This is a genomic window from Bradyrhizobium paxllaeri (assembly GCF_001693515.2).
In the GTDB taxonomy this organism is placed as follows: Bacteria; Pseudomonadota; Alphaproteobacteria; order Rhizobiales; family Xanthobacteraceae; genus Bradyrhizobium; species Bradyrhizobium paxllaeri.
The window spans coordinates 4,123,627-4,146,989 of the sequence record NZ_CP042968.1 but is presented as its reverse complement, the minus strand read 5'-3'; the positions used below and the strand labels follow the sequence as shown (position 1 = coordinate 4,146,989).

The 23,363-nt window shown below is 63.2% G+C and carries 20 protein-coding genes; 7 read left to right on the top strand and 13 right to left on the bottom strand.

The features are described 5' to 3' along the window. Positions 1–32: 32 nt before the first annotated feature. From glpX to LMTR21_RS19765, 4 genes are all read right to left on the bottom strand, one after another. The gene (gene glpX / locus LMTR21_RS19780) at positions 33–1,031 is read right to left on the bottom strand and encodes a class II fructose-bisphosphatase (RefSeq protein WP_065756292.1); all 999 of its coding nucleotides are present in this window, start codon (positions 1,029–1,031) and stop codon (positions 33–35) included. A gap of 78 nt (positions 1,032–1,109) precedes the next feature. Next, positions 1,110–2,429, bottom strand: a complete 1,320-nt coding sequence (locus tag LMTR21_RS19775; protein WP_065756293.1) for a homoserine dehydrogenase — start codon at positions 2,427–2,429, stop codon at positions 1,110–1,112. A gap of 27 nt (positions 2,430–2,456) precedes the next feature. Further along, complete coding sequence (locus tag LMTR21_RS19770; RefSeq protein WP_065756294.1) at positions 2,457–3,677, bottom strand: LL-diaminopimelate aminotransferase; 1,221 nt, start codon at positions 3,675–3,677, stop codon at positions 2,457–2,459. Positions 3,678–3,958: 281 nt separating this feature from the next. Beyond that, the gene (locus LMTR21_RS19765) at positions 3,959–4,252 is read right to left on the bottom strand and encodes a hypothetical protein (protein WP_065756295.1); all 294 of its coding nucleotides are present in this window, start codon (positions 4,250–4,252) and stop codon (positions 3,959–3,961) included. Positions 4,253–4,539: 287 nt separating this feature from the next. On the opposite strand from LMTR21_RS19765, the gene LMTR21_RS19760 reads away from it, so the two are divergent. Beyond that, positions 4,540–6,345: a PHA/PHB synthase family protein gene (locus tag LMTR21_RS19760; protein WP_065756296.1), complete on the top strand. Its 1,806-nt coding sequence runs from the start codon at positions 4,540–4,542 to the stop codon at positions 6,343–6,345. Positions 6,346–6,415: 70 nt separating this feature from the next. Continuing rightward, complete coding sequence (locus LMTR21_RS19755; protein ID WP_057863514.1) at positions 6,416–6,814, top strand: MAPEG family protein; 399 nt, start codon at positions 6,416–6,418, stop codon at positions 6,812–6,814. Positions 6,815–6,895: 81 nt separating this feature from the next. Here the strand turns inward: LMTR21_RS19755 and LMTR21_RS19750 are convergent, their stop codons facing one another. The 7 genes from LMTR21_RS19750 to LMTR21_RS19720 form a co-directional block, all read right to left on the bottom strand. Next, complete coding sequence (locus tag LMTR21_RS19750; protein WP_065756345.1) at positions 6,896–8,308, bottom strand: outer membrane protein; 1,413 nt, start codon at positions 8,306–8,308, stop codon at positions 6,896–6,898. A gap of 190 nt (positions 8,309–8,498) precedes the next feature. After that, the gene (locus tag LMTR21_RS19745; protein WP_065756297.1) at positions 8,499–9,092 is read right to left on the bottom strand and encodes a class I SAM-dependent methyltransferase; all 594 of its coding nucleotides are present in this window, start codon (positions 9,090–9,092) and stop codon (positions 8,499–8,501) included. Positions 9,093–9,107: 15 nt separating this feature from the next. Continuing rightward, positions 9,108–10,160 (bottom strand): N-acetyl-gamma-glutamyl-phosphate reductase, encoded by a 1,053-nt coding sequence (gene argC / locus LMTR21_RS19740; RefSeq protein ID WP_065756298.1) that lies wholly within the window; start codon positions 10,158–10,160, stop codon positions 9,108–9,110. 17 nt (positions 10,161–10,177) lie between these two features. Beyond that, complete coding sequence (gene argC / locus LMTR21_RS19735) at positions 10,178–11,158, bottom strand: N-acetyl-gamma-glutamyl-phosphate reductase (protein WP_065756299.1); 981 nt, start codon at positions 11,156–11,158, stop codon at positions 10,178–10,180. Next, entirely contained in the window at positions 11,155–11,823 is a 669-nt protein-coding gene (locus tag LMTR21_RS19730) for an FMN-binding negative transcriptional regulator (protein ID WP_065756300.1), read from the bottom strand. Before LMTR21_RS19730 ends, argC (LMTR21_RS19735) begins: the two co-directional genes overlap by 4 nt. Positions 11,824–12,150: 327 nt before the next feature. After that, entirely contained in the window at positions 12,151–13,140 is a 990-nt protein-coding gene (locus tag LMTR21_RS19725; RefSeq protein ID WP_065756301.1) for an MBL fold metallo-hydrolase, read from the bottom strand. A 192-nt stretch (positions 13,141–13,332) separates the two neighbouring features. Next, positions 13,333–13,863, bottom strand: coding sequence for a DedA family protein (locus LMTR21_RS19720; protein WP_065756302.1), 531 nt, complete (start codon positions 13,861–13,863; stop codon positions 13,333–13,335). Positions 13,864–14,232: 369 nt separating this feature from the next. Here LMTR21_RS19720 and parE point away from each other — a divergent pair, with 369 nt between their 5' ends. From parE to LMTR21_RS19695, 5 genes are all read left to right on the top strand, one after another. Continuing rightward, a complete protein-coding gene (gene parE / locus LMTR21_RS19715; RefSeq protein WP_065756303.1) occupies positions 14,233–16,287 on the top strand; it encodes a DNA topoisomerase IV subunit B in 2,055 nt (684 codons plus the stop codon). A gap of 231 nt (positions 16,288–16,518) precedes the next feature. Then, positions 16,519–17,319, top strand: coding sequence for an outer membrane protein (locus LMTR21_RS19710; RefSeq protein WP_065756304.1), 801 nt, complete (start codon positions 16,519–16,521; stop codon positions 17,317–17,319). 540 nt (positions 17,320–17,859) lie between these two features. Continuing rightward, on the top strand, positions 17,860–18,045 hold the full coding sequence (locus tag LMTR21_RS19705; RefSeq protein ID WP_065756305.1) for a hypothetical protein: 186 nt from the start codon (positions 17,860–17,862) through the stop codon (positions 18,043–18,045). A 129-nt stretch (positions 18,046–18,174) separates the two neighbouring features. Further along, positions 18,175–18,945, top strand: coding sequence for an SDR family NAD(P)-dependent oxidoreductase (locus LMTR21_RS19700; RefSeq protein ID WP_065756306.1), 771 nt, complete (start codon positions 18,175–18,177; stop codon positions 18,943–18,945). Positions 18,946–19,447: 502 nt separating this feature from the next. Further along, the gene (locus LMTR21_RS19695) at positions 19,448–20,176 is read left to right on the top strand and encodes an outer membrane protein (protein ID WP_065756307.1); all 729 of its coding nucleotides are present in this window, start codon (positions 19,448–19,450) and stop codon (positions 20,174–20,176) included. 91 nt (positions 20,177–20,267) lie between these two features. On the opposite strand, the gene LMTR21_RS19690 is transcribed toward LMTR21_RS19695, so the two are convergent. Both LMTR21_RS19690 and LMTR21_RS19685 read right to left on the bottom strand, forming a co-directional pair. Further along, positions 20,268–21,476 (bottom strand): FAD-dependent oxidoreductase, encoded by a 1,209-nt coding sequence (locus LMTR21_RS19690; RefSeq protein WP_141688631.1) that lies wholly within the window; start codon positions 21,474–21,476, stop codon positions 20,268–20,270. Positions 21,477–21,603: 127 nt separating this feature from the next. Then, positions 21,604–22,893 carry an O-antigen ligase family protein gene (locus tag LMTR21_RS19685; RefSeq protein ID WP_065756308.1) on the bottom strand — a complete coding sequence of 430 codons (1,290 nt, stop codon included), beginning with the start codon at positions 22,891–22,893 and terminating at the stop codon, positions 21,604–21,606. Positions 22,894–23,363 lie beyond the last annotated feature (470 nt).

The following is a 23,363-nucleotide window of genomic DNA, read 5'->3' as shown; positions in this document are numbered from 1 at the left end:
TCGCATCGCTCCGGAACGACGTCGTCACCAACTCAATCCAGGTGGAATTTATCCAACTGCCGATGCTCGGCCTTGATGGTGCGCACCGTGCCGGTCACCGAACGCATCACCACCGTTTCGGTCTCGATCACATCCTTGCGGAACTTGACGCCCGTGAGCAGCGAGCCCGTGGTGACGCCGGTTGCAGCAAACAGGCAGTCGCCCCGCACCATGTCCTCGATGCCGTAGATCATCTTCGGATCGGTCACGCCCATCTTGTGGGCGCGCGCGCGCTTCTCGTCGCTGTCGAGGATCAGCCGGCACTGCATCTGGCCGCCGATGCAGCGCAGCGCCGCCGCCGCCAGCACGCCCTCGGGCGCGCCGCCGGTGCCGATATACATGTCGACGCCGGTGTTGTCAGGGTCGGCACAATGGATCACGCCGGCCACGTCGCCGTCGGTGATCAGGCGCACCGCGGCGCCGGTCGAGCGGACGCCGGCGATGATGTCGGCGTGGCGCGGGCGATCGAGCACCAGCACCGTGATCGCGGCCGGATCGACGCCCTTGGCCTTCGCGAGCCGGCGGACGTTGTCGGCGGGCGATGCGTCGAGCTCGACCACGCCCTTGGCGTAGCCCGGACCGACCGCGAGCTTCTCCATGTAGACGTCGGGCGCGTGCAGCAGCGTGCCGCCATCGGCCATCGCCATGGTCGCGATCGCGCCCGGCATGTTCTTGGCGCACAGCGTGGTGCCTTCCAGCGGGTCGACGGCGATATCGACCTGCGGACCGGCATTCAGCCCGACCTTCTCGCCGATGAAGAGCATCGGCGCCTCGTCGCGCTCGCCCTCGCCGATCACGATGGTGCCTTCGATCGGCAGCTTGTTGAGTTCGCGGCGCATCGCATCGACCGCGGCCTGGTCCGCGGCCTTCTCCTGGCCGTGGCCGCGCAACCGCGCGGCGGAAACCGCAGCACGTTCCGTCACGCGCACGATTTCGAGCGTAAGGATGCGCTCAAGCAGCAATTGCGGCGGAACGGAAATATGGGTCGACATCGGCTTACTCCTCTGAACGTGCACAGGCCTCCCGGCCCGCAATCAATCCTATAACGCGCGATCGGTTCGAACGGCGCGTCAGTTCTTTTCGATCCGTATCACCTGCGGCCGGCCGCTGATCACCTTGTCGCGCTGCACCGCCTCCAGCGCGCGGTAGACCGCGTCCTCGGAAGTGGCGTAGGTGATCAGGATAACCGGAACCGGTGACGCTTTCTTCGCGGAGCCGTTCGCGTCCACGCCTTCGGGATGACGCTGCACGATCGATTCCAGCGAAATCTTCTGTTTGGCGAGGTGGGTGGCGATGGTGGCGGCGGTGCCGGCGAGATCGCGCGCCATCAGGCGGATGTAGTAGCCGCCCTCGTGGCGTTCCATCGGCGCCTTGGTGGTCTCGCGCAGCCGCTCCACCGGGCGCCCGAACGGCTTGGCTCGGATGCCGCGCGCGACGTCGGCGATGTCGGCGACCACCGCTGACGCGGTCGCGGCCCCGCCGGCGCCGGGTCCGACCAGCGTGATCGCGGGAATGCCCTCGCCGTCGATGGTCACGGCGTTGGTGACGCCCATCACCTGCGCGATCGAAGACGATTTCGGCACCATGGTCGGATGCACGCGCTGCTCGATGCCCTTGGCGGTGCGCACCGCCACGCCAAGCAGTTTGACGCGGTAGCCCAATTCTTCGGCCGCGCGCAGGTCTTCCGGCGCGATCGAGGAGATGCCTTCGACATAGACCGCGCTCTGCGCCACCTTGGTGCCGAAGGCGAGGCTGGCCAGGATCGCCAGCTTCTGTGCGGTGTCATGGCCGTCGACGTCGAACGACGGATTGGCTTCGGCATAACCGAGCCGCTGGGCGTCCTTCAGGCATTCGGCGAACGACAGGCCCTCCTGCTCCATCCGGGTCAGGATGTAATTGCAGGTGCCGTTGAGGATGCCGTAGACGCGGTTGACGCCGGTGCCGGCAAGGCCTTCGCGAAGGGTCTTGATGACGGGAATGGCGGCACCGACCGCCGCCTCGTAGTTGAGCGCGCCGCCATGCTTCTCGGCGGCCTTCGCCAGCCGCACGCCGTGCTTGGCGATCAGCGCCTTGTTGGCCGTCACCACCGACTTGCCGGCCTTCAGCGCTGCTTCGATTGCCGACAGCGCCGGCTCGCCGGCACCGCCCATCAGTTCGACGAAGCAATCGACGTTGGGGTCGCTGGCCAGATCAAGCGGGCTTTTGGCCCAGTCGATGCCGCGCAGGTCGAGCGAACGCTTTTTCGCCTTCGAGCGCGCGGTGACGGCGACCACGCGCACGCCGCGCCCGCTGCGTTCGGAGAGCGTCCGCGACTGTTGTTCGATGAGGCGGACGACTTCGGCGCCAACAGTGCCGAGCCCCGCAATACCCACTCTCAGGGGTGCGACCATGGATGAGAGAACCTGCAGTAAAAGGAATTAGCGCCGGTTGGCGAGAGGAACCACGTTGTGCAACGTTTCAAGGCCGCTTTCAAGGAAACGGCGCACCCCGCGTGCGGCCTGGCGGATACGTTGCTCGTTTTCCACCATGGCGATGCGGACATAGCCTTCGCCATGCTCGCCGAAGGCGACGCCCGGCGAAACCACCACGCCTGACTTCTCCACCATCAGGGTCGCGAACTGCATGCTGCCGACGCCCTCGAAGGCCTTGGGCAGCGGCGCCCAGGCGAACATCGAGGCCTGCGGCGGCGGGATGTCCCAGCCCGCGCGGCCGAACGATTCGACCAGCGCGTCGCGGCGCTTGCGGTAGGTATCGCGCATCTCCTTGATGCAATCTTCCGGTCCGTTCAGCGCGGCGGTCGCCGCCACCTGGATCGGCGTGAACGCGCCGTAGTCGAGATAGGATTTCACCCGCGCCAGCGCCGCGATGATCCGCTCATTGCCGACGGCAAAGCCCATGCGCCAACCCGCCATCGAGAACGTCTTCGACATCGAGGTGAACTCGACGGTGACGTCGATCGCGCCGGGAACCTGCAGCACCGAGGGCGGCGGATTGTTGTCGTCGAAATAGACCTCGGCATAGGCCAGATCCGACAGGATGAAGATTTCGTGCTTCTTCGCGAAGGCCACCAGATCTCGGTAGAAATCGAGGTCGGCGACATAGGCGGTCGGGTTCGAGGGATAGCAGACGATCAGCGCGATCGGCTTCGGGATCGAATGGATGATCGCGCGCTCCACCGCCTCGAAGAATTGCGGCGTCGGTTCCGACGGCACCGAGCGGATCACGCCGCCCGCCATCAGGAAGCCGAAAGCGTGAATCGGATAGCTCGGATTCGGGCAAAGCACGACGTCGCCGGGCGCGGTAATCGCCTGCGCCACATTAGCAAAGCCTTCCTTCGAACCCAGCGTCGCAACGACCTGGGTGTCCGGATTGAGCTTCACGCCAAACCGCCGCGCGTAATAGGCGGCTTGTGCCTTGCGCAGGCCGTTGATGCCGCGCGAGGCCGAGTAGCGATCGGTCCGCGGCTTACCGAGCGTCTCCTTCAGCTTGTCGAGCACATGGGGCGGCGTCGGCAAGTCCGGATTGCCCATGCCCATGTCGATGATATCGGCCCCGGCATTGCGCGCCGCTGCCTTGGCCTGGTTGACCTTCTCGAACACGTAAGGCGGCAGACGGCGGATGCGGTAAAAATCTTCCATGGGACCCTTGCTCCGACAACCGGCAGGACAGAATCGGGGGAACCTGCGCGCGCAACAAAACCCGATCGGATTCGTCCAGAAATCGCGCTTAATCAAGGATTTAGAGCGAATTCAGGCGCGAGGTCTTTAGGCTCTGGACCCGCACTGCGGTTGAATTGGGTTCTTTTACCACGGGAGCCCGGCAGCGCCAGTTCTTATGGTGCTTTCTGGCGAAACTGGCTCCGGTTTGGGTCCTGGGGCCGCTTCACGCCGGGGAGACGCCAGCCGCCTGCGACAAATCCTCACTTCTTGGCCGGTTTCGCGGGGGTCGCAGCCGTCGCCTGACGGTCCCGGGCGGCGGTCAATTCTGCCTGGATTTTAGCCAGCTCGGCCGGCTTCATCGCTTCCTCGTTGCGATCCGGCGGCAGGTCATGAACCGGCAGATAGCCACCGGCTTCCTTCGGACGTTCCGGCGCGTCAGCCGGCACACCAAGGCCCGGCATATCCGCAATCTGCGTCGAGCAGCCGCCGAGCGCGAGCGCCGACGCAAACAGCGCGGCCGTCGACCACAGCCTTATCGTTCGATTGACCGGCATCCGTCCGGAATTCCCCAACTACCTGCGCACCCCCGCATCGCGACGGTATCTATGCGCTGGTACGAGCCTTGCAACGCCAAACCGTCCCACGGGCGTTGATTTCGCTAGAACCGTTCAAACCATTGTTGCTCGAAACGATTAAAGCCCAAAGAGCAAATTCAACAGGTGCGGCTGCAATGTGTCGCAACACGAAAACTTTATCGCAGCGCAACAACAGGGTTAACTCAAATCCGCTGACGCAAATCGGCGCGGTGACGAACGTGAAATGAAGCTATAGTGTGCCCGATATGAGCGACGTCAACACCGAGTCCCCGGCTTCGACAACATTCAACGCCGAAGCATTCGCCATGAACATCGCAAGGGCGATGGAGACGAGCGGGCAAGCGCTCGCGGCCTATCTCAAGCCGCGCGAGAACGGGGAACCGAAGGACAAGCCGCCCAGCGAAATCGGTGAAGTCATCAAGACCTTCACCAAGGTCGCGGAGTACTGGCTGTCGGACCGGGAACGCGCGGAGCATCTTCAGACCAAAATGGGCAAGGCCTATCTCGACCTCTGGGGCTCGGCGGCGCGCCGCATGGCCGGGGAAGAAGCCAAGCCCGCGATCGAGCCGTCGCCGCGCGACAAACGCTTCAAGGATCCCGAGTGGAAATCGAACCAGTTCTTCGATTTCGTGCTGCAGCTCTATCTTCTCACCGCGCAGTGGGCCCAGGAACTGGTGAAGAACGCCGAAGGCGTCGATCCGCACACGCGCAAGAAGGCCGAATTCTACGTTCAGCAGATCACCAACGCGATCGCACCCTCGAATTTCGTGCTGACCAATCCGGAAGTGCTGCGCGAAACGCTGGCCTCGAATGGCGACAACCTCGTGCGCGGCATGAAGATGCTGGCGGAAGACATCGAAGCCGGACGCGGCACGTTGCGCATCCGCCAGTCCGACCCGTCTAATCTCGTCGTCGGCGTCAACATGGCGACGACACCCGGCAAGGTGATCTACCAGAACGAGCTGATGCAGCTCATCCAGTACACGCCGACGACGGAGACCGTGCTGCGCACGCCGCTTTTGATCGTGCCGCCCTGGATCAACAAGTTCTACATTCTCGACCTCAAGCCGGAAAAATCCTACATCAAATGGTGCGTCGACCAGGGCATCACCGTGTTCGTGATCTCCTGGGTCAATCCAGACAAGGAACTCGGCAAGAAGACCTTCGACGACTACATGAAGGAAGGCCCGCTCACCGCGATGGACGTCATCGAAAAGGTGACGGGTGAGATGAAGGTCCATACTGCCGGCTACTGCGTCGGCGGCACCCTGCTCGCCTCAACGCTGGCCTGGCTTGCCGAGAAGCGGCGCCAGCGCGTCACCTCGGCGACGTTCTTTGCGGCGCAGGTCGACTTCACCCATGCCGGCGATCTGCTTGTGTTCGTCGACGAGGATCAGATCTCGACGCTGGAGCGCGAGATGGAAGAGCGGGGCGTGCTCGAGGGCAGCAAGATGGCGATGGCCTTCAACATGCTGCGCTCCAACGACCTGATCTGGTCCTATGTCGTCAGCAATTACCTGAAGGGACAGCCGCCGACCGCCTTCGACCTCCTGCACTGGAATTCCGACGCCACGCGGATGCCGGCGGCCAATCATTCCTATTACCTGCGCAACTGCTATCTGGAGAACCGCCTCTCCTCCGGCAGCATGGTGCTCGACAACACGCTGCTCGACCTGTCGAAGGTCAAGGTGCCCGTCTACAATCTGGCGACGCGCGAGGACCACATCGCGCCGGCGGATTCGGTGCTCTACGGTTCACAGTTCTTCGGTGGTCCGGTCAGATATGTACTGTCAGGCTCCGGCCATATCGCCGGCGTGGTCAACCCGCCGGCAGGCGGCAAGTATCAGTACTGGACCAACGACAACATCAAGGATGTCACGCTCGCCGACTGGATGAAGAACGCCAGCGAGCACAAGGGCTCGTGGTGGCCCGACTGGCTGCAATGGCTGGATGGCCTCGACCCCGAGCGGGTGCCCGCGCGCGCCGTCGGCTCCGAGGCACTGCCGCCGATCGAGGACGCGCCCGGCAGCTACGTCAAGGTCCGCGCATAGCGCCGACTCGCGTTGTCCGGTATAATCGGCCATCCCACGCCGGGATTTGAAATCAGTTGAGGGGGAACCGATGACCCGCGAATTGTTCTGGCTGACACTGACCGTGATTTTGACCGGGCTGCTCTGGGTTCCCTACATCATCAACCGCTGCCAGGTGCGCGGTCTCTCCGGCGCGATGGCTAACCCCTCGCGCAACGACAAGCCGCATGCGGAATGGGCCAACAGGTTGATGTTCGCCCACGACAACGCCATCGAGAATTTGATCATCTTTGCGCCGCTGGTCCTGATCCTCAACGATCTCGACTACTCCACCAAATGGACCGTCTATGCCTGCGCCGTCTATTTCTGGGCTCGCGTCGCCCATCTGATCGTCTACACGCTTGGCCTGCCCGTGTTCCGCACGCTGGCCTTCACCGTCGGCTTCCTGGCGCAGGTCGTGCTGGCGCTGGCGATCTTCCAGGTGGTGTGAGGCCTTCGAGCCCACGGGATCAAAACAAAAACCCCGGAGTTCGGCTCCGGGTTTTTTTCATTGGCGTCTCTGAAATAGCGCTCAGTACTTCGCAACGACCGGCGAGTTGAAGTGGTAGTTGATGCCGGTGCGGAACACGTGCTCGGTGACCGAACGGGTTGCCGTCGCCGGGGTCCCGCCGATGATGAAGTTGTCCGAGTTCGAACCGAGGTCGACGTAGAGATACTCGGTCTTGGTCGTCCAGTTCGGGCCCAGCAATCCCAACAGCGTAAACGGCGTCTCGATGCCGGCGCCCGCGGTCCAGCCGGTATTGGTGTGTGAGAAGGACTGCGTCACCAGGCCGGCGACCGAGTTGGTGTTGATCTTGGTCTTGACGCTGCCGTAGGCGAGACCGCCCGTCGCGTAGAACAAGGTCGATCCGACCGAATAACCGAGCCGCCCGCGAACCGTACCGAACCACGGCAACGTGGCATCATATGCCGCGAAGAGCCCGGGCGTGCAGGTGAGGATGCAGGTCTTGTTGTCCTGCTGCGTGCTGCCCTGGATATCGGCCTCCAGACCGAACACCACGTTGCCGGCCTGCCAGTTGTAGCCGGCCTGGACGCCGCCATTGATGCCATCGGGCGCGAGGTTGAAGTTCTCGAAGATGGGCGCCGCTGGAACGCTCAGGGTGCTGCGATCACGCCCGGTGCCGGACCCGAAATTGCCGCCGAGGTAGAAGCCGGCCCAGTTGGCAGCGGCGACCGGCACATAGGACGAATTGCCACCGATGCGGTAGTTCAAACCGACGCGGAAGATGTTTTCGCGGATTTCGGTGTTGATCGGGGTCGGAGCGAACAGCGTCGAGATGTCGGTCTTGTTGCCGAGGTTGAGGTAGAGGTACTCGATCTTTCCGGTCCAGTTGCCGCCCAGCGCCGCCTCGACGCCGCTGCCGACCACCCATCCGCTCTGGGTGCGGTTCGTCGAGAAGCTGGCATTGAGGCCGCCGAGCGTCTCGACCGCGCTGGTCTTGACGTTGCCGACGGCGTAACCGGCGGTCACGTAGCTCAGCACCGGGCCATTGGCGATGCCGACGCGCCCGCGCGCGGTGCCGAACCAGTCGAGCTTCTGGCTGTAGCTGTTGTTGATGCCGACCACGGAGAAATTGGTGTGATCATCGCTGAGGCCGGCGCCCTGAATATCCGCCTCGATACCGAAAACGATCGGCCCGAACACCGAGGCCGTCTGCCAATTGTAGCCGATCTGGCCACCGCCGAATCCCCCCTGCGGCGACGCGTAGAACGAATAGGGTGCCCCGGTGCCGAGCCAGTCGTGCTGGAAGCGATCGCGGCCGCTGCCGACACCGGCATTGACGCCGATGTAGAAGCCGGTCCAGTCGTAGACAGCTGCGAGTGCGGGAGCTTTGGTGTAGGGCCTTCTTGCGGCGAGGTCTGCGGCGATTGTCGGAGCGGAACCAAGGCCAACGAGCGCGGTGGCCAGCAGATACGTCTTCAATTCCATTTACAGCATTCCCAGTCCGGCATTCCCAGAACTTCCCGACGCAACAGCGATCGGCATTTGGGCAGTGTTACTACTGGATTCGCATTCGAATGCTGTAGCCCATCGGCCACATCTCTCCGCGAATTCAGCCGCCCCAGACAACGGAGCAATATCCGACTGGAATCATGGGGTTGGATGTCGATCTTCAGCGGCCTTTTTCAGCCACCACGAACAGCATCGGCGCCGTCTTGTCATCGAATCCCCGGACCTCGCCGCAGTCGATCGACAGCGCGTTCCAGTTTCCTGCCTCGGCATAGGTCGCACGCAGCCAGTCCTGCGAGGGATAGTTGTAGTAGCGATGGAGCGTGTCGCGGCCGCCGGCGTCGCCTTCCTTGTAGGAGGCGAAGAACACGCCGTCCGGCTTCAATGCGCGCCAGATCAGCGCAAGAACCGTCGCGAGCTGATCGCGCGGCACATGCAGCAGGCAGGCATTGGCCCAGACGCCATCAAAAGCCTCGAACTCGTCGAGTTCGTGGAACAGCAACGTCTCGACCGGACGGCCGAGGCGCCTTGATGCCAGCTCGGCCATTTCCGGCGATCCATCTGTCGCGCGAACGTCGAACCCGCGCGCCAGCATTTCCGCGGTGTCGCCGCCCGCCCCGCATCCGAGTTCGAGAATGGCAGCATTCGGCGGAAGCCGCGCGAGATACGCCGTCAGCCGCGCCTGGCGCGAGGTGATCTCGCGCCAGGCATAGGCTTCGGCGTTGCGGCGATAGAATTGCAGCGTCTCCTCGTCCATCGGCAGCGCTGTGCCTCACGGGAACAGCGCGATCTGCTCAAGCCCCGCCGTCTCGGGCAGCCCGAACATCAGGTTCATGTTCTGGATCGCCTGACCGGCCGAGCCTTTCACCAGATTGTCGAGCGTGGAAATTACGATCGCCCGGTTTTTGATGCGGTCGGCGACGACGCCGATCTGAACGTAGTTCGAGCCGCGCACGTTCTGGGTCTGCGGCAGCACGCCCTTTCTGGCGACATGCACGAACGGCTCGTTGGCATACGCCTTCTCCAGCGCACCCCGCAGATCGTCCGGCGTCGCGCCGCCCGCGAGTCTGACATAGGACGTGCATAGTTCGCCGCGCGCCATCGGGATCAGATGCGGCGTGAAGTTCACAGTCACCGCCGTTCCCGCCGCAACGCCGATCTCCTGCTCGATCTCGGGCGCATGCCGGTGGGTGCCGACCGAATAGGGCGACAGCCCCTCGCCCGCCTCGCTGAACAGCGTGTTCTGCTTCAGCCCGCGGCCGGCGCCGGTGACACCGGATTTCGCATCGATGACGATGTCGTCGACGTCGATCAGCTTTGCCTTCGCCAGCGGCACCAGTGCCAGCAGCACTGCGGTCGGATAGCAACCGGGGCAGGCGACGAGGCGCGCCGACGCGATCTTCTCCCGGTAGAATTCGGTCAGGCCGTAGACCGCCTCGCCTTGCAGTTCGAGCGCCCGGTGTTCGTGGCCGTACCATTGCGCATAGGTGTCCTTGTCGCGCAGCCGGAAATCGGCGGACATGTCGAGAACCTTGATCTTCGGATTGGCCTTGAGGACGGCGGCGATGATCTCCTGCGTGGTGCCGTGCGGCAGCCCGCAGAAGACGGCGTCGAGCGTGGTCCAGTCGACCTTTTCCCATTCGACAAGCTTCGGCAGGTCCAGCATGAAGAAATGCGGGAACACCTCGCTCATGGCCTTGCCGGCATGGGTATTGGCCGTGAGCGCCGTAATCTCGGCACTCGGATGCCGCGCCAACAGGCGCACCGCGTCGGCTCCGGTGTAGCCGGAGGCGCCGAGGATGCCGATCTTCTTCTTCGAGCTCATCACGCGTTCCTTTCAGGCTACTGTTCGGCAAGCCCCAGCATCAGCCGCATGTTCTGCACCGCGGCGCCCGAGGCCCCCTTGCCGAGATTGTCGAGCCGCGCGACCAGAACCGCCTGACCATGCTTGTCGCTGGCGAAGACGTAGAGCTCCAGTTTGTTGGTCTCGTTGAGCGCCTCCGGCTCCAGCCGCCCGCCCTTGGTCGCCGCGTTCTCGAGCGGCATGACCGAAACGTACTTGCTTCCCGCGTAACGTTTCGCAAGCGCCGCGTGCAGATCGGGTCCACCGGGCTTGCCCGTCAGCGTGTCGAGATGCAGCGGCACCGACACCAGCATGCCCTGCCGGTAGTTGCCGACCGACGGCACGAAGATCGGCCGCCGCGTCAGCTTTGAGTAAAGCTGCGTCTCCGGCAGATGCTTGTGCTCGAAGCCGAGGCCATACAATTCGAAGGACGGCGCGCTGCCATCCTCAAAACTCGCGATCATCGACTTGCCGCCGCCCGAATAGCCCGAGACCGCGTTGATCGTCACCGGATAGTCTGCCTGCAACAACCCGGCATCGACCAGCGGCCGCAGCAGCGCAATCCCGCCGGTCGGATAGCAGCCGGGATTGGAGACTTTTCGCGCCGCCCTGATCTTGTCGGCTTGGTCCGACGTGAGCTCCGGAAATCCGTACGTCCAGTCGCCGGCGACCCGAAACGCGGTCGAGGCGTCGAGCACCTTGGGCGCCGATGCGCCCATGCTGTCGATCAGCGCAACGGTTTCCTTCGCGGCATCGTCAGGCAGGCAGAGGATGACGAGATCGACCTCCTCCATCAGCGCCCGCTTGGCGCCGGCATCCTTGCGCTTGTCTTCAGCAATGCTCTTCACGACGACGTCGTTCTGCAGCCGCAGGCGCTCCTGAATGCCAAGGCCCGTGGTTCCGGACGCACCGTCGACGAACACGGCGGATTTTGCCGCAGCGCCAGTGGTCTTGGGCTGGTGGCTGTCGGTGAGGGTCATGGCCCGGTCCTTTCGATCTGGTTCGTTTCGTCGGCAAAGGCTTGCGGCCGTGCCTCTTTCATCAACTGCGCAATCCCCTGCGCGCTGGCGTCGGCCTGCATGCCAAGCGCACCGGCAACCGCGGCATAGTCGGTCTCGGATTTGTGCTGGTTCAGCTTGAAGCTGCCTTCAACCCCTTCAACTGTCATCTCAAGACCCACGATCGCCTTCTTCATCGCTTCCAGCCGCCCGGCCGTCATCTTCGACGACAGCCACGGCTTTTTCGGCAGCAGCCGCGCTTCGAACTTGGCGCTGAGCGCCTCGATCTGCGCGGCGAGTTCGTCGTCGGACATCGCCCGCACCGGCCCGGTCAGGTGCACCGCCTGATAGAGCCAGGTCGGCACCTGATCCGGCGAAACGTACCAGTCCGGCGACACATAGGCATCCACGCCGTTGACGGCCAACAGCCAGGACGTGGTTCCGTCCGCGAGCTTTACCAGCGGATTGTGACGCGCGACATGAAACGCCGCGCGCGGCGTGCCGTCATTGGCCGAGGTCAGATAGAACGGCAGCGACGAGGCGACCGGCTTTGCGCCATCCCACGCGCAGGCCAGCCCAAAGCCGCGCGCTTCCGCGAACGCAAGGCTCGCGGCACGGTCGGACTTGAACGGTGGTGGCGTATACATCTCAAACTCCTGCGTGACGTAGGAGCCGCCAGTTCAGTCCGCGATTTCTGGAAAAGGAAGAAGCCGCGGGACCGGATCCGGCGGCAGGGGCGATGATCTTAAACGCAGACGACCGCCCGAACCGCGATGGCGCGGCGGCGGCGAGCGATGGCGATGGTCGAGGCGTTGATCATGGGCGCGGCTATAAGGCCGCGCCCGCCAAACGTCAAGGTGGCTGGTCCTTCCGGGATGGTCCGTTAGGACCAGACCCGGAATCTCGAGGTTCTCAGGGGCGCAAGGGCGCCCCATAGTTCGATGCTGCGCATCGCCCCGGAATGACGCTCCGCGTCAGATCACCGGATTCCACGGCGCCGGGATCAGCCGGTAACCATTGCCGTCCTTCTCGACAAAGCCATTGGCCGGGAACGGATAATGGAAGCCCTGCACCCGCATCTTGTCGGCGACCAGCATGTCGTAGACCCGGCGGCGGGTCTTTTCCGCCAGTGCCGGATCCTGGTCGAACATCAGGTGCCAGCCGGGATTGGCGACGAACAGCGCCGGCAGGTTGGTGACGTCGGACTGGATGAACACCTTGTCGGAGCCGGAGGCGAGCACATAGGAGGTGTGACCCGGCGTGTGGCCGATGGTTTCCACCGCCGTCAGTCCGGGGGCAACTTCCTTGCCCCATTCATAGGGCGTAGCCTTCTTGTTCAGCCCCGCCTCGAACACACGGCGAGCGTTCTTGAACACGGTCTGCATCCGCCCTTCCGGCGCCCGGCTCATCTCGCCGTCATCCATGAAGTATTTCCATTCAGCCGCCGGCACCAGCACCTCGGCATTGGGGAATGCCGGCTTGTTATCGGCGGTCAAAAGGCCGTTGATGTGGTCGCCGTGGAAGTGCGAGATCACCACCATGTCGACGGCACGGGGATCGAAGCCTGCGGCGACCATGTTGGCGCCGAACTGTCCGACATTGCCCTTGCTCAAGGCAAAGGCGGCGGCGCCGTTGCCGGTGTCGACCACCACCAGCTTGCCGCCGGTGTTGATCACCAGCGGCGCAAACTGGATCGACATCTTGTCCTTCGGCATGAAGTTCTTTTCGAGCGCCGCGTTGACCTCGTCCTTCTTGACGTTGAGCACGAACGTATCGGGCAGCGCAAAATTGTTGACGCCGTCGGAGATGGCCGTCACCTGGGCATCGCCCACCTTGTAGCGATAGAAACTCGGCGCCTGCTTTTCCGCGACCGGCGCGGCCGCCTTGGCGAGTGCTTGCGGCAAGAGCGGCGTGGCGGCGAGCGCTGCAGCGCCGGCGAGTGCGTGACGACGTGTCAATTCCATAGTGATGTTCTCCCCAGTGAGACGATAGATGCGGTTCGCGGGAATTCGCGTTTTTTGCCGGCCCTTGTTCGGTCGCGCCGAACCTATCAGCGATTCTGCGTTGGCGCGACGACAGCCGGGTGACGGCAATGCGAAGATGGCTCGGGTATTGTGGGAGCTAACACCTCTGCCGTCAGCTTATTCCAGCCTGCCTTACGCCAGCCGCCACAGCCATTCGGCGAGCTTGCCCATGACGTCGCCGACCAGCAGCAGGACGGCCGACCACACCAGCGCCGAAACGAAATTGGCGATCTGGAATGGCCAGTAGGACATTTCAAAAATGCCGGCGGCGAGCGGCACCGAGGCGCGCAGCGGCCCGAAGAAGCGGCCGATGAAGATCGAGGGCACGCCCCATTTTTTCACGAACGCCTCGCCGCGCGGCAGGATCTCGGGATAGCGCGACAGTGGCCACATCTCGGCGACGTGCTCTTTGTAGCGATAGCCGAACCAGTAGGAGACCCAGTCGCCGAGCGCAGCCCCAATGCCGCCGGCGAGCCAGACCGGCCAGAAGCTGATGCCGCTGACGCCGATCAGCGCGCCGATCGCGACCAGCGCGCCCCAGGCCGGCACGATCAGCGAAACGAAGGCAAGCGATTCGCCGAATGCCAGCAGCAGAACAATTGGAGCGGCCCAGGCCTGATTGTCGCGCACGAAATCAGCCAGCGCGCGCACATAGTCTTCCATGTCTTGAGTGCCTTCCCAGCCCCGTTTGTGCCATTGAATTCCTCCGATTCAAGGCTCATGACAGCTAAGCCAGCCGGTTGCGTGACTTCAAGTCACAATGGTGGGGACGGCTTGTGATCAGCCCTCATTCGCGGCGGCTGCAGCCGTCTTCAATGCCAGCAAAAACCGCACTTTCTCCGGACCATGGAACAGGGCGTTACGATCATCTGTTCAGCGGCGTGCAGGCCTGATAGAGGGCTCGCCAACAGGTGCAGCGGCCGAAGAAGGCGCGATCGCGCTTTGCCCAGCGTCACCTTTTGAGCCCATCCGTGCCATAGTCAGACAAACCGATTCGCTCGCGCGAGATTCGCGCGCAACACCTAAAGAGCCATGTCCAAGCCATTGAAATCAGCTGCAAAACCAAAATCCGCCAATGACCTTTTCGGCGCGGAAGCGAAGGGCCGCACCGCGCCCAAGGCCGCCTCGCGGGGAACCAGCGCCGAGGCCGGCTATACCGCGGCCGACATCGAGGTGCTGGAGGGATTGGAGCCGGTGCGCCGGCGTCCCGGCATGTATATCGGCGGCACCGATGAAAAGGCGCTGCACCATCTGTTCGCCGAAGTCATCGACAACGCCATGGACGAAGCCCTGGCGGGGCACGCCTCCTTCATCGAGGTGGAGCTGAGCGCCGACGGATTCCTGACGGTCACCGACAACGGCCGCGGCATCCCGGTCGATCCGCATCCGAAATTTCCGAAGAAGTCGGCGCTCGAAGTCATCATGTGCACGCTACACTCGGGCGGCAAATTCGACTCCAAGGTTTACGAAACCTCGGGCGGTCTGCACGGCGTCGGCGTCTCCGTCGTCAACGCGCTGTCCTCGCGGCTCGAGGTCGAAGTCGCGCGCAGCCAGAAGCTCTATCGCATGAGTTTTGAGCGCGGCCATCCCAAGGGCAAGCTCGAAGACCTCGGCAAGATCAACAATCGCCGCGGCACCCGCATCCGCTTCAAGCCTGATACCGACATCTTCGGCGCCAAGGCCGCCTTCAAGCCGCAGCGCCTGTTCAAGATGACGCGCTCGAAGGCCTATCTGTTCGGCGGCGTCGAGATCCGCTGGCGCTGCGATCCTTCGCTGCTGAAGGGCGTCGAGGACGTGCCTGCCGAGGATAGTTTCCACTTCCCGGGCGGCCTGAAAGATTATCTCGGCGCGGCGATCCACGCCGACACGCTGGTGCACCCGGATATCTTCTCCGGCAAATCAGGCCGCAACGGCGCCCATGGCGCCTGCGAGTGGGCGGTCGCCTGGACCGCGGATGCCGACGGCTTCCTCTCCTCCTACTGCAACACGGTGCCGACGCCTGATGGCGGCACCCACGAATCCGGCCTGCGCAGCGCGATGCTGCGCGGCCTGAAAGACCACGCCGAGCGCATCGGCCAGGGCAAGCGCGCCGCGCCCGTGACGTCGGAAGACGTCATGGTGGGCGCTGCCGTGATGCTCTCAGTGTTCGTGCGCGAGCCGGAATTCCAGGGCCAGACCAAGGATCGTCTCGCGACTGCCGAAGCGCAGAAGATCGTCGAGCAGGCGATCAAGGATCCGTTCGATCACTGGCTGTCGGGCAATCCGCTGCAGGCCAACAAGCTGCTCGATTTCGTCATCGAGCGCGCCGACGAGCGGCTGCGCCGCCGCGCCGAGAAGGAAACCTCGCGCAAGACCGCAGTGAAGAAGCTGCGCCTGCCCGGCAAGCTCGCCGACTGCACCAACACCGCAACCGAAGGCTCCGAGCTCTTCATCGTCGAAGGCGACTCGGCCGGCGGCAGCGCGAAACAGGCGCGAGACCGCAAGACCCAGGCCGTGCTTCCCTTGCGCGGCAAAATCCTCAACGTCGCTTCCGCCGGCAAGGACAAGCTGATGCAGAACGCGCAGCTCGCCGACCTGATGCAGGCGATCGGCTGCGGTACGCTGGCGCATTATCGCGAAGAGGATCTGCGCTATTCGCGCATCATCATCATGACCGACGCCGACGTCGACGGCGCGCATATCGCATCACTGCTGATTACGTTCTTCTACCGGCAGACGCCGCGGCTGATCGATGAGGGCCACCTCTATCTCGCGGTGCCGCCGCTTTATCGTCTCACCCATGGCAGCAAGACGGTTTACGCCCGCGACGAAGCCCACAAGGACACGCTCTTGAAGAGCGAGTTCAACGCCAACGCCAAGGTCGATGTCGGCCGCTTCAAAGGCCTCGGCGAGATGATGCCGGCGCAGCTCAAGGAAACCACCATGGACCCGGGGAAGCGCACGCTGCTCCGCGTGGTGCTGCTGGCCGACGACCGCGACGGCACCGCCGATTCTGTCGAACGGCTGATGGGAACCAAGGCCGAGGCCAGGTTCGCCTTCATCTCCGACAAGGCTGAATTCGCCAGCGACGACCTGCTGGACGTCTGAATCGCCGCTTTCAGGCCCTTTTTCGGGCGATTTCCGGCCTATATGGCCGGATAACGCCGATTTGTGCCTGTTTTCTGGGCGGTTTCGCAACCGCCGATTTCGGGCACCTGTGTTCCTCACGCAACAGCAATTTCGGCGGAACTGCGTATAGTCACGCTACTGGATTTTGGGAATCGGCGCTCGCGCACCCCAGTGGGGTCTACTGGGGCACCTTAGGTGAGGGACTTGAAAATGAAGAAATTGATGATCGCGCTGGCTGCGGCAGCGACCTTCTCGGCCCCGGCCGTTGCAGCTGATCTCGGAGCTCGCCCTTACGCCAAGGCGCCGGCCCCCGTGGCCCCGGTATACAACTGGACCGGCTTCTACGTCTTCGGCGGTGGTGGTGGCGGGCTCTGGAACGCCGATAGCAACGTGCAGACCTTCCCCGGTGCTATTGCCATCACCCGCGATCAGCGGTTTGGCGGCAGCGGCTGGTTCGGAACGGTCGGTGCCGGCTATGATATGCAGTTCGCTGGCCGATGGGTGGCCGGTATTTTCGGTGACGCGCAATTCGGAGATATCCGCGGCTCCCTCGGCGATCCTACCTTCGCCACCGAAGGTCGTATGAAGCTCGAGACGAGCTATGCCGCCGGTGTGCGGTTGGGCTATCTGGTGGCTCCCAATGTATTGTCTTACGTGAATGCTGGCTATTCTGGTTCAGAGTGGTCAGGTACTACCCAGAGCACTCTCGCCGCTGGCGGTGGCCCTGGCTTCTACACCACGCCCTCCTTCGATCGGAATGGATGGTTCATCGGCGGCGGCGTCGAGAACAACCTGGACCTTTTCGGCATCTCGGCTCCCGGCTGGTTCATGAAGACAGAGTATCGCTCTGCTTTCTATGACCGCGTCACCTTGCCAGGGACGGTCACGCCTGCCTTCGGCGGCGGTCCGACCGGCACCGCTGTGACCTTCAAGCCCTGGACGCAGACCATCAGCACCTCGCTGGTCTACCGCTTCAACTGGGGTGGCCCTCCGGTCGCCGCCCGGTACTGATTTCTTCTAAATCGGCACTTCAAAAGCCCCGGCATCGTCCGGGGCTTTTTTGTTGTCCGGATTTGGGATCTTTTCGAACCGTCTTGATCGCCAGCCACTCCCGCCTTCAGGAAGCGGTACACGCGCCGCAAGCGGAATTCGATCTCGGACCAGTCCGTTTCCGTTATCCCCTGCCCCCGGCTGTCACGATAAGCCATCGCCTCAGCGCGGCCGATACCTGACATCACCAGCGGCGGATCGTCGGTCCGCTTGCCATAGCCTGACGCGGCCACGACCGTAGACGCCCAAGACCGCTGCGAGGACAAGCGCCAGCGTGAGAATGACGGTTCGGCGGTTCATGATGCCCCTCGAGATGGCGCCGCGACTTCCGGCCTTGCGGAGCCGGCCGGCTTTCTATTCGATCGGAAGCTACGGCCGCCGGCGGCAACGGTTTCCTGCGGCGGCCCAGGAGAACGCACGATCAGAAGCGCACGATGGGCCGCGCGGCGCGTAGCAACCGGGACGGCAATCAGGGAGAACAGCCATTCAGGGAGAACAGCCATGGCCAGATCGCTTTCGATCATCGGCTTTCTGGCGCTTGCGATCGGCCTCCTATGGATCGGTCAGGGCACCGGCGTGTTTCCGTGGCCGTCATCGAGCTTCATGGTCAATCAACTGCAATGGGCCGGCTATGGCGCGCTGCTCGGCGCCCTCGGACTGATCATGATCTGGCAAGGCAATCGTTAGATTGGCGCATGCGTGCTTTTCGCTCGTCATGGCCGGGCTTGTCCCGGCCATCCACGTCTTTAAACATCGGCGGCAAGGAAGACGTGGATGCCCGGGACAAGCCCGGGCATGACAAGGAAGGAAGCGCACATGACAACAAAACTCTTCGACCTCACTGGCAAGGTAGCCATCGTCACCGGCGGCAATGGCGGCATCGGGCTCGGCATGGCCCGCGGCCTCGCACAGGCGGGTGCTGCGGTCGCCATCGTCGGCCGCAACGAGGCCAAGTCGGCCGGCGCCGTCGCGGAGCTTGCGCAGGGCGGCGCCAAGGCGATTGCGGTCGCGGCCGACGTCACCGACAAGGCCGCGGTCGCTGCGATGGCCGAGCGCGTCATGCGTGAGCTCGGCCGCATCGATATCCTCGTCAACAATGCCGGCATCAACATTCGCAAGCCGCCGCATGCACTCGACATTGCCGAGTGGAACAGCGTGATCCAGACCAACCTCACCAGCGCCTTCCTGTGCTCGCAGGCGGTCTACCCCGCGATGAAGGCAGCGGGCGGCGGCAAGATCATCAATATCGGCTCGATGATGTCGATCTTCGGCGCCAGCTTCACGCCGGCCTATGCCGCGAGCAAGGGCGGCATCGTGCAGTTCACGCGGTCCTGTGCCTGCGCCTGGGCGGCCGACAACATCCAGGCCAATGCCGTGCTGCCGGGCTGGATCGACACCGACCTCACCAAGCGCGCCCGCCAGGAGATCGACGGCCTGCACGACCGCGTGCTGGCGCGCACGCCGGCGGCGCGCTGGGGCGCGATCGGCGACTTTGCCGGCATCGCCGTGTTCCTCGCCTCGCCCGCGTCTGACTTTGTCACCGGCACTGCGATTCCCGTCGACGGCGGATATTCGGTGATGGGGTAGACGGGAAGCGGGGACCAGAGTTCGCCTGATATTTGCCTGTGATCAGTACTTCGCGACGACTGGGCCGCGGAACCTGCAGCTCGGACAAAACCTCGGCCGACGGGATCGTGGTGCTGAAATCCTGTTGCGAAGTTGTCCATAGCGGCAGGAAAGGCTGTAACCAGCCAGCAACGGTGGCGTTCGAACTGTGTTACCGGCAGCGTGATTCTCCCTCAATGGCGGTATTTTGTTACAGGATAGGCAGACCGCTTCTTCGGTTCCTATTAACGCTGCCATGCAAATGATTGGGCCGAAGAGCGCGGACCGACGGCAAAACCGCCGAAATCTCGGTGTTTTGCCCGGTTCGGAGCCGATTAGCGGCCACTGTCGGGCAATGTCCTGGCCCGGAAGTGTTCGAAGGTTTGCGACTGTGGCGTGCAGGTGACAGCCTTGGTGCGACTCCTGGGATATGTTGCATCAGCATCAATTGCTCGCATTACTTGTCTGAAAATTGGGGAAAATAATGAAAAAGTTCGCCATCGCCGCCGCCGCTCTGGTCATCGGCACTGCCAGCGCCTCGGCCGCCGATCTGGCCGCCCGGCCTTACACCAAGGCACCCGCGCCTGTCGTCGCCGTCTACAATTGGACCGGTTTCTACATCGGTGCACAGGTCGGTTACGCTTGGGGTGACAACAGCACCACTGAGTTCGTCACCGCAACAGGCCTGCCCAACAACTTCAGCCGGGGTTTCAACACTGATGGCTTCGTTGGCGGTGGTCACCTTGGCTACAACTGGCAGGTCGGTCAGTTCGTCTTCGGTCTCGAAGGCGACATTGAAGGCGCGGACATCAAGGGCGGTTACCGCCTTGCAAACCTGAACGGCACGGACTTCCGGATCGATGCGCAGGCCTCTATCCGTGGCCGCCTCGGTTTGGCCTTCAACAACTCGCTGCTCTACGTGACCGGCGGTGCGGCGTGGGCTGATATGGACCACACCTACGTGTTCGCGAACACCCTTTTTGAAACCCACTCCACCACCCGTACTGGCTGGACCGTGGGTGCAGGCTGGGAATACGGCTTCACGCCGAACTGGTCGGCCCGTCTCGAGTATCGCTACACCGACTTCGGCAGCTTCCGGAACAACTCTGTCTTCTCGTTCCCCGGCTTCACGTATGAGCATGATCCGGTGTTCCACACGGTGCGTGGCGGTATCAGCTATCGCTTCGGCGGTCCGGTGGTCGCCAAGTACTGATCCAAGTACTGATCCGGCTACTACCTTATAACCTTCAACAACTCAAAGCCCCGGCATCGTCCGGGGCTTTTTGTTCTTGGTCCGGCACTAACTAGCCGCCCGGCGAGTGCACATGCTCAGGCCGCACGCCCAGGCCCACGAATCGCGCCGTGATGCCTTGCAGCCACGGCATCGCGGTGACCAGCCGCATCACGAACGGAACCTTCAGCGGCTGGTTGCCCGGCTTCAGCGCAGCGTTGACGATGTTGTTCTGCACGACCACCTGCATCCGCTGCGTCATCCGCACCGGAAACGCGCGGCGCCGGCGCACCGCGTCGAGTTCATCCTCCGACGGACAACCGCTCACCAGCTTCGATGCCAGCAGGTTCGCGGTCGCAACCGCATCCTGCACCGCGAGGTTGACGCCGACGCCGCCGATCGGCGACATCGCATGCGCGGCGTCGCCGATGCACAACAGCCCCGGCCGCGTCCAGCGCTGCAGCCGGTTGACCGCAACGGTCAACAGCTTGACGTCGTCCCAGCTCTTCACCTCTGACAGTCCGGATTTGAGGATCGGCGCCATCCGCGCGACCTCGTCGAGCAGCGCGGGCAGTCCCCTCGCCTTCACCGCCTCATGCTGCCCCTTGGGAATGACGAACGCGCATTGCCAATAGTCGCCACGGTCGAAGGTCACCATCATCTTGCCGGGCTCGACCCGCGCAAACAGGTTCTCGCTTTCGCCCTCCCGCTTGCCGGCGCGAAACCACAGCACGTCCATCGGCGCGCCGATTTCCTCGACCTTGAGGCCCGCGCGCTCGCGCAGCAGCGAATGGCGGCCGTCGCAGGCAATGGTGAGATCCGCCTCGATATCGATCACTCCATCCGGCGTCTTCGCCCTGACGCCCGCGATGCGCTCGCCGTCACGAAGCAGATCGATCGCTTCGGTCGACATCATCACCTTGAGCGAAGGGAAGCGCTTGCCGCTCTCGCGCAGGAAGTTGAGAAAGTCCCACTGCGGCATGAAGGCGATGAAGGGATATTTGACGTGGAGCCGGCTCAGATCGGCGATCCGCACGGCCTCTCCCCCGAACATGCCTTCCATCTTCTGCAGGCGCTGATGCGGCAGCTTCAGGAATCCTTCGATCAGCCCGAGTTCGTCCATCACCTGCAGTGTGGATGGATGCACGGTATCGCCGCGAAAATCGCGAAAGAAGTCAGCGTGCTTCTCCAGCACCACGACGTCGATGCCGGCCCGTCCGAGCAGATATCCGAGCATCATGCCGGCCGGCCCGCCGCCGACAACGCAACAGCGTGTCTTCATCGCGCAACCCATCAATCGTGTCACGCGAACTGTAGGGTATCTTCCGCCCGAGGGGAATTGGTCGCCGCCGCCGAGGCGCGTGCTTGGCGGTCGATATCGCTCAAGGCCGGATCATGCCGGCCAGCTCTTATCCGCGCCCTGAGGCGGATTGAGACTGCGCCCGCGCGACCATGCCACCCACCACCCCGACGCCGAGAACGTAGATCCAGCCTTCGTGGAAATCGAACAGATGGGAATTGAACAGCGAGCTGACGAAGTTCTGGACCACGATCACCATTCCGATCCACGCCGCAAGCGTCGATCCCCGAAACAGCTGTAGATGAAAGTACCACATCGCATACAGGACGAGGCAGCCGAGCACCCCCCACTGGATGGCGGCATAAAGCGTCTGGTTGTGCGGGTTGCGAATGGACCAGCCCCACTCGCCGGTCTTGCCTTCGGCTTCGCGTTCAAACAGCTGCTTGGTCGATCCGGTGCCGTGTCCGAAGATCGGCGCCTCCGATATCGATCTGATGGACGTGCGCCAATAGGCCAGCCGCAGGCCGTTCGAGGTCGCAGCCGGAGTTGCGGCATTGGAATCCACAGTCACCTGGGAGTCCTGCACCGTGCGCTCGACGCGGTCGCGCAGATAGGGTGAGGTGAACAGAACAGCGCCCTCGACGATCGCCGCACATATGAGCAGATAAATTGCGTGCCGCCGGTTCAGATATTTGAAGGCAAAAAGGGCCAGCAGCACGGGGAAGCAGACCAGCGTGGTGCGCGACGTCGCAACAAACCGCATGTCGCAGTAGAAGCCCAGCATGATGGCCGCGAGCGCGATGGCCCAGGCGCGATGGCCGTTTGCAGCAAATGACAGCAGCAGCGGCGCGACGGCAAACAGGCACAACGCGAGTTCGTGGCTTTGGTCGATGTAGTTTCTGACGGGGACGCCGGCCATGCCGTTCGGCGATGGCTTCCAGTCCGCGAAATACGTCGCCCATGACACGCCCATGAGGAGAACGCAGGAAGCCAGGAAGGCAATCAGCACCCAGTGCCCGCGCTCGGAACGCTGGTAGTGATAGATGAGAAGCGGAATGGCCAAGAGCTTTACGACGGGACTGAGCCCCAGCAATTTTACTGCAGCGGTATCGCTGGCCCAGAGAACGCCGAGAAGCGCCAGTGCAAAGAAGGCCAGAGGCACGGACCGCGCCGGCGCACGCAAGGACTCGAAGAATGCCGGCCAGTGAATCGTGGGCAGCACGATGGCCAACCACACCGCCGTAAAGATCGAGACCGCGCTCGTCGACCATGGCAGCGCCGCTGCGGCCAGTGCCGGGTAAACATCAACACTGAGCAACCAGAACCGGGACTGCGGCCAGGCCGCGATGAACGCTGGAATTCCCGGCCTCAGGACTGGAGCGGCGGCTACATCTGACATACGCAACACAACTCAAAACAGATTTTGCAAACGGGATGCTGCAACTACAGCGACACCGCAGACGTCCGAAGTGATCGGCTCTTCAAGGCGTCGGCTAATCCACTTGGATGCAGGCACATGATGGCCAAAAGAGGAGCCATTTCGGCCGGCGGTATGGTGAACATCCGGCCTTTTATCGCGCCGCTGTTTCGCTGCCCTGCACTCGCCCGATCCACGCCGCGCAGATACCCCACCCTGCACGCATCGGTTGATTTCAAGGGATGACGTTTTGGACAACGTCGGGCGCGGTGCGTCGCGAGAATGCGAAGTCATATTCAGTCGTCATCACCCGCGCATGCGCGAATGCGGGTGATCCAGTATCCAGAGACAGCAGTGATAGAATCGAGAAGCCACGGCGTACTGGATCCCCTGCTTTCGCGGGGGATGACGGCTGGTGGGGCTTCAGCACTTCAACGTTATTGCGAGCGAAG

Bases quoted from the DNA above. Each gene is read 5' to 3' on its own strand.
- glpX (WP_065756292.1), bottom strand. From the start codon at position 1,031: ATGTCGACCCATATTTCCGTTCCGCCGCAATTGCTGCTTGAGCGCATC.
- LMTR21_RS19775 (WP_065756293.1), bottom strand. From the start codon at position 2,429: ATGGTCGCACCCCTGAGAGTGGGTATTGCGGGGCTCGGCACTGTTGGC.
- LMTR21_RS19770 (WP_065756294.1), bottom strand. From the start codon at position 3,677: ATGGAAGATTTTTACCGCATCCGCCGTCTGCCGCCTTACGTGTTCGAG.
- LMTR21_RS19765 (WP_065756295.1), bottom strand. From the start codon at position 4,252: ATGCCGGTCAATCGAACGATAAGGCTGTGGTCGACGGCCGCGCTGTTT.
- LMTR21_RS19760 (WP_065756296.1), top strand. From the start codon at position 4,540: ATGAGCGACGTCAACACCGAGTCCCCGGCTTCGACAACATTCAACGCC.
- LMTR21_RS19755 (WP_057863514.1), top strand. From the start codon at position 6,416: ATGACCCGCGAATTGTTCTGGCTGACACTGACCGTGATTTTGACCGGG.
- LMTR21_RS19745 (WP_065756297.1), bottom strand. From the start codon at position 9,092: ATGGACGAGGAGACGCTGCAATTCTATCGCCGCAACGCCGAAGCCTAT.
- argC (WP_065756298.1), bottom strand. From the start codon at position 10,160: ATGAGCTCGAAGAAGAAGATCGGCATCCTCGGCGCCTCCGGCTACACC.
- argC (WP_065756299.1), bottom strand. From the start codon at position 11,158: ATGACCCTCACCGACAGCCACCAGCCCAAGACCACTGGCGCTGCGGCA.
- LMTR21_RS19730 (WP_065756300.1), bottom strand. From the start codon at position 11,823: ATGTATACGCCACCACCGTTCAAGTCCGACCGTGCCGCGAGCCTTGCG.
- LMTR21_RS19725 (WP_065756301.1), bottom strand. From the start codon at position 13,140: ATGGAATTGACACGTCGTCACGCACTCGCCGGCGCTGCAGCGCTCGCC.
- LMTR21_RS19720 (WP_065756302.1), bottom strand. From the start codon at position 13,863: ATGGAAGACTATGTGCGCGCGCTGGCTGATTTCGTGCGCGACAATCAG.
- parE (WP_065756303.1), top strand. From the start codon at position 14,233: ATGTCCAAGCCATTGAAATCAGCTGCAAAACCAAAATCCGCCAATGAC.
- LMTR21_RS19710 (WP_065756304.1), top strand. From the start codon at position 16,519: ATGAAGAAATTGATGATCGCGCTGGCTGCGGCAGCGACCTTCTCGGCC.
- LMTR21_RS19705 (WP_065756305.1), top strand. From the start codon at position 17,860: ATGGCCAGATCGCTTTCGATCATCGGCTTTCTGGCGCTTGCGATCGGC.
- LMTR21_RS19700 (WP_065756306.1), top strand. From the start codon at position 18,175: ATGACAACAAAACTCTTCGACCTCACTGGCAAGGTAGCCATCGTCACC.
- LMTR21_RS19695 (WP_065756307.1), top strand. From the start codon at position 19,448: ATGAAAAAGTTCGCCATCGCCGCCGCCGCTCTGGTCATCGGCACTGCC.
- LMTR21_RS19690 (WP_141688631.1), bottom strand. From the start codon at position 21,476: ATGAAGACACGCTGTTGCGTTGTCGGCGGCGGGCCGGCCGGCATGATG.
- LMTR21_RS19685 (WP_065756308.1), bottom strand. From the start codon at position 22,893: ATGTCAGATGTAGCCGCCGCTCCAGTCCTGAGGCCGGGAATTCCAGCG.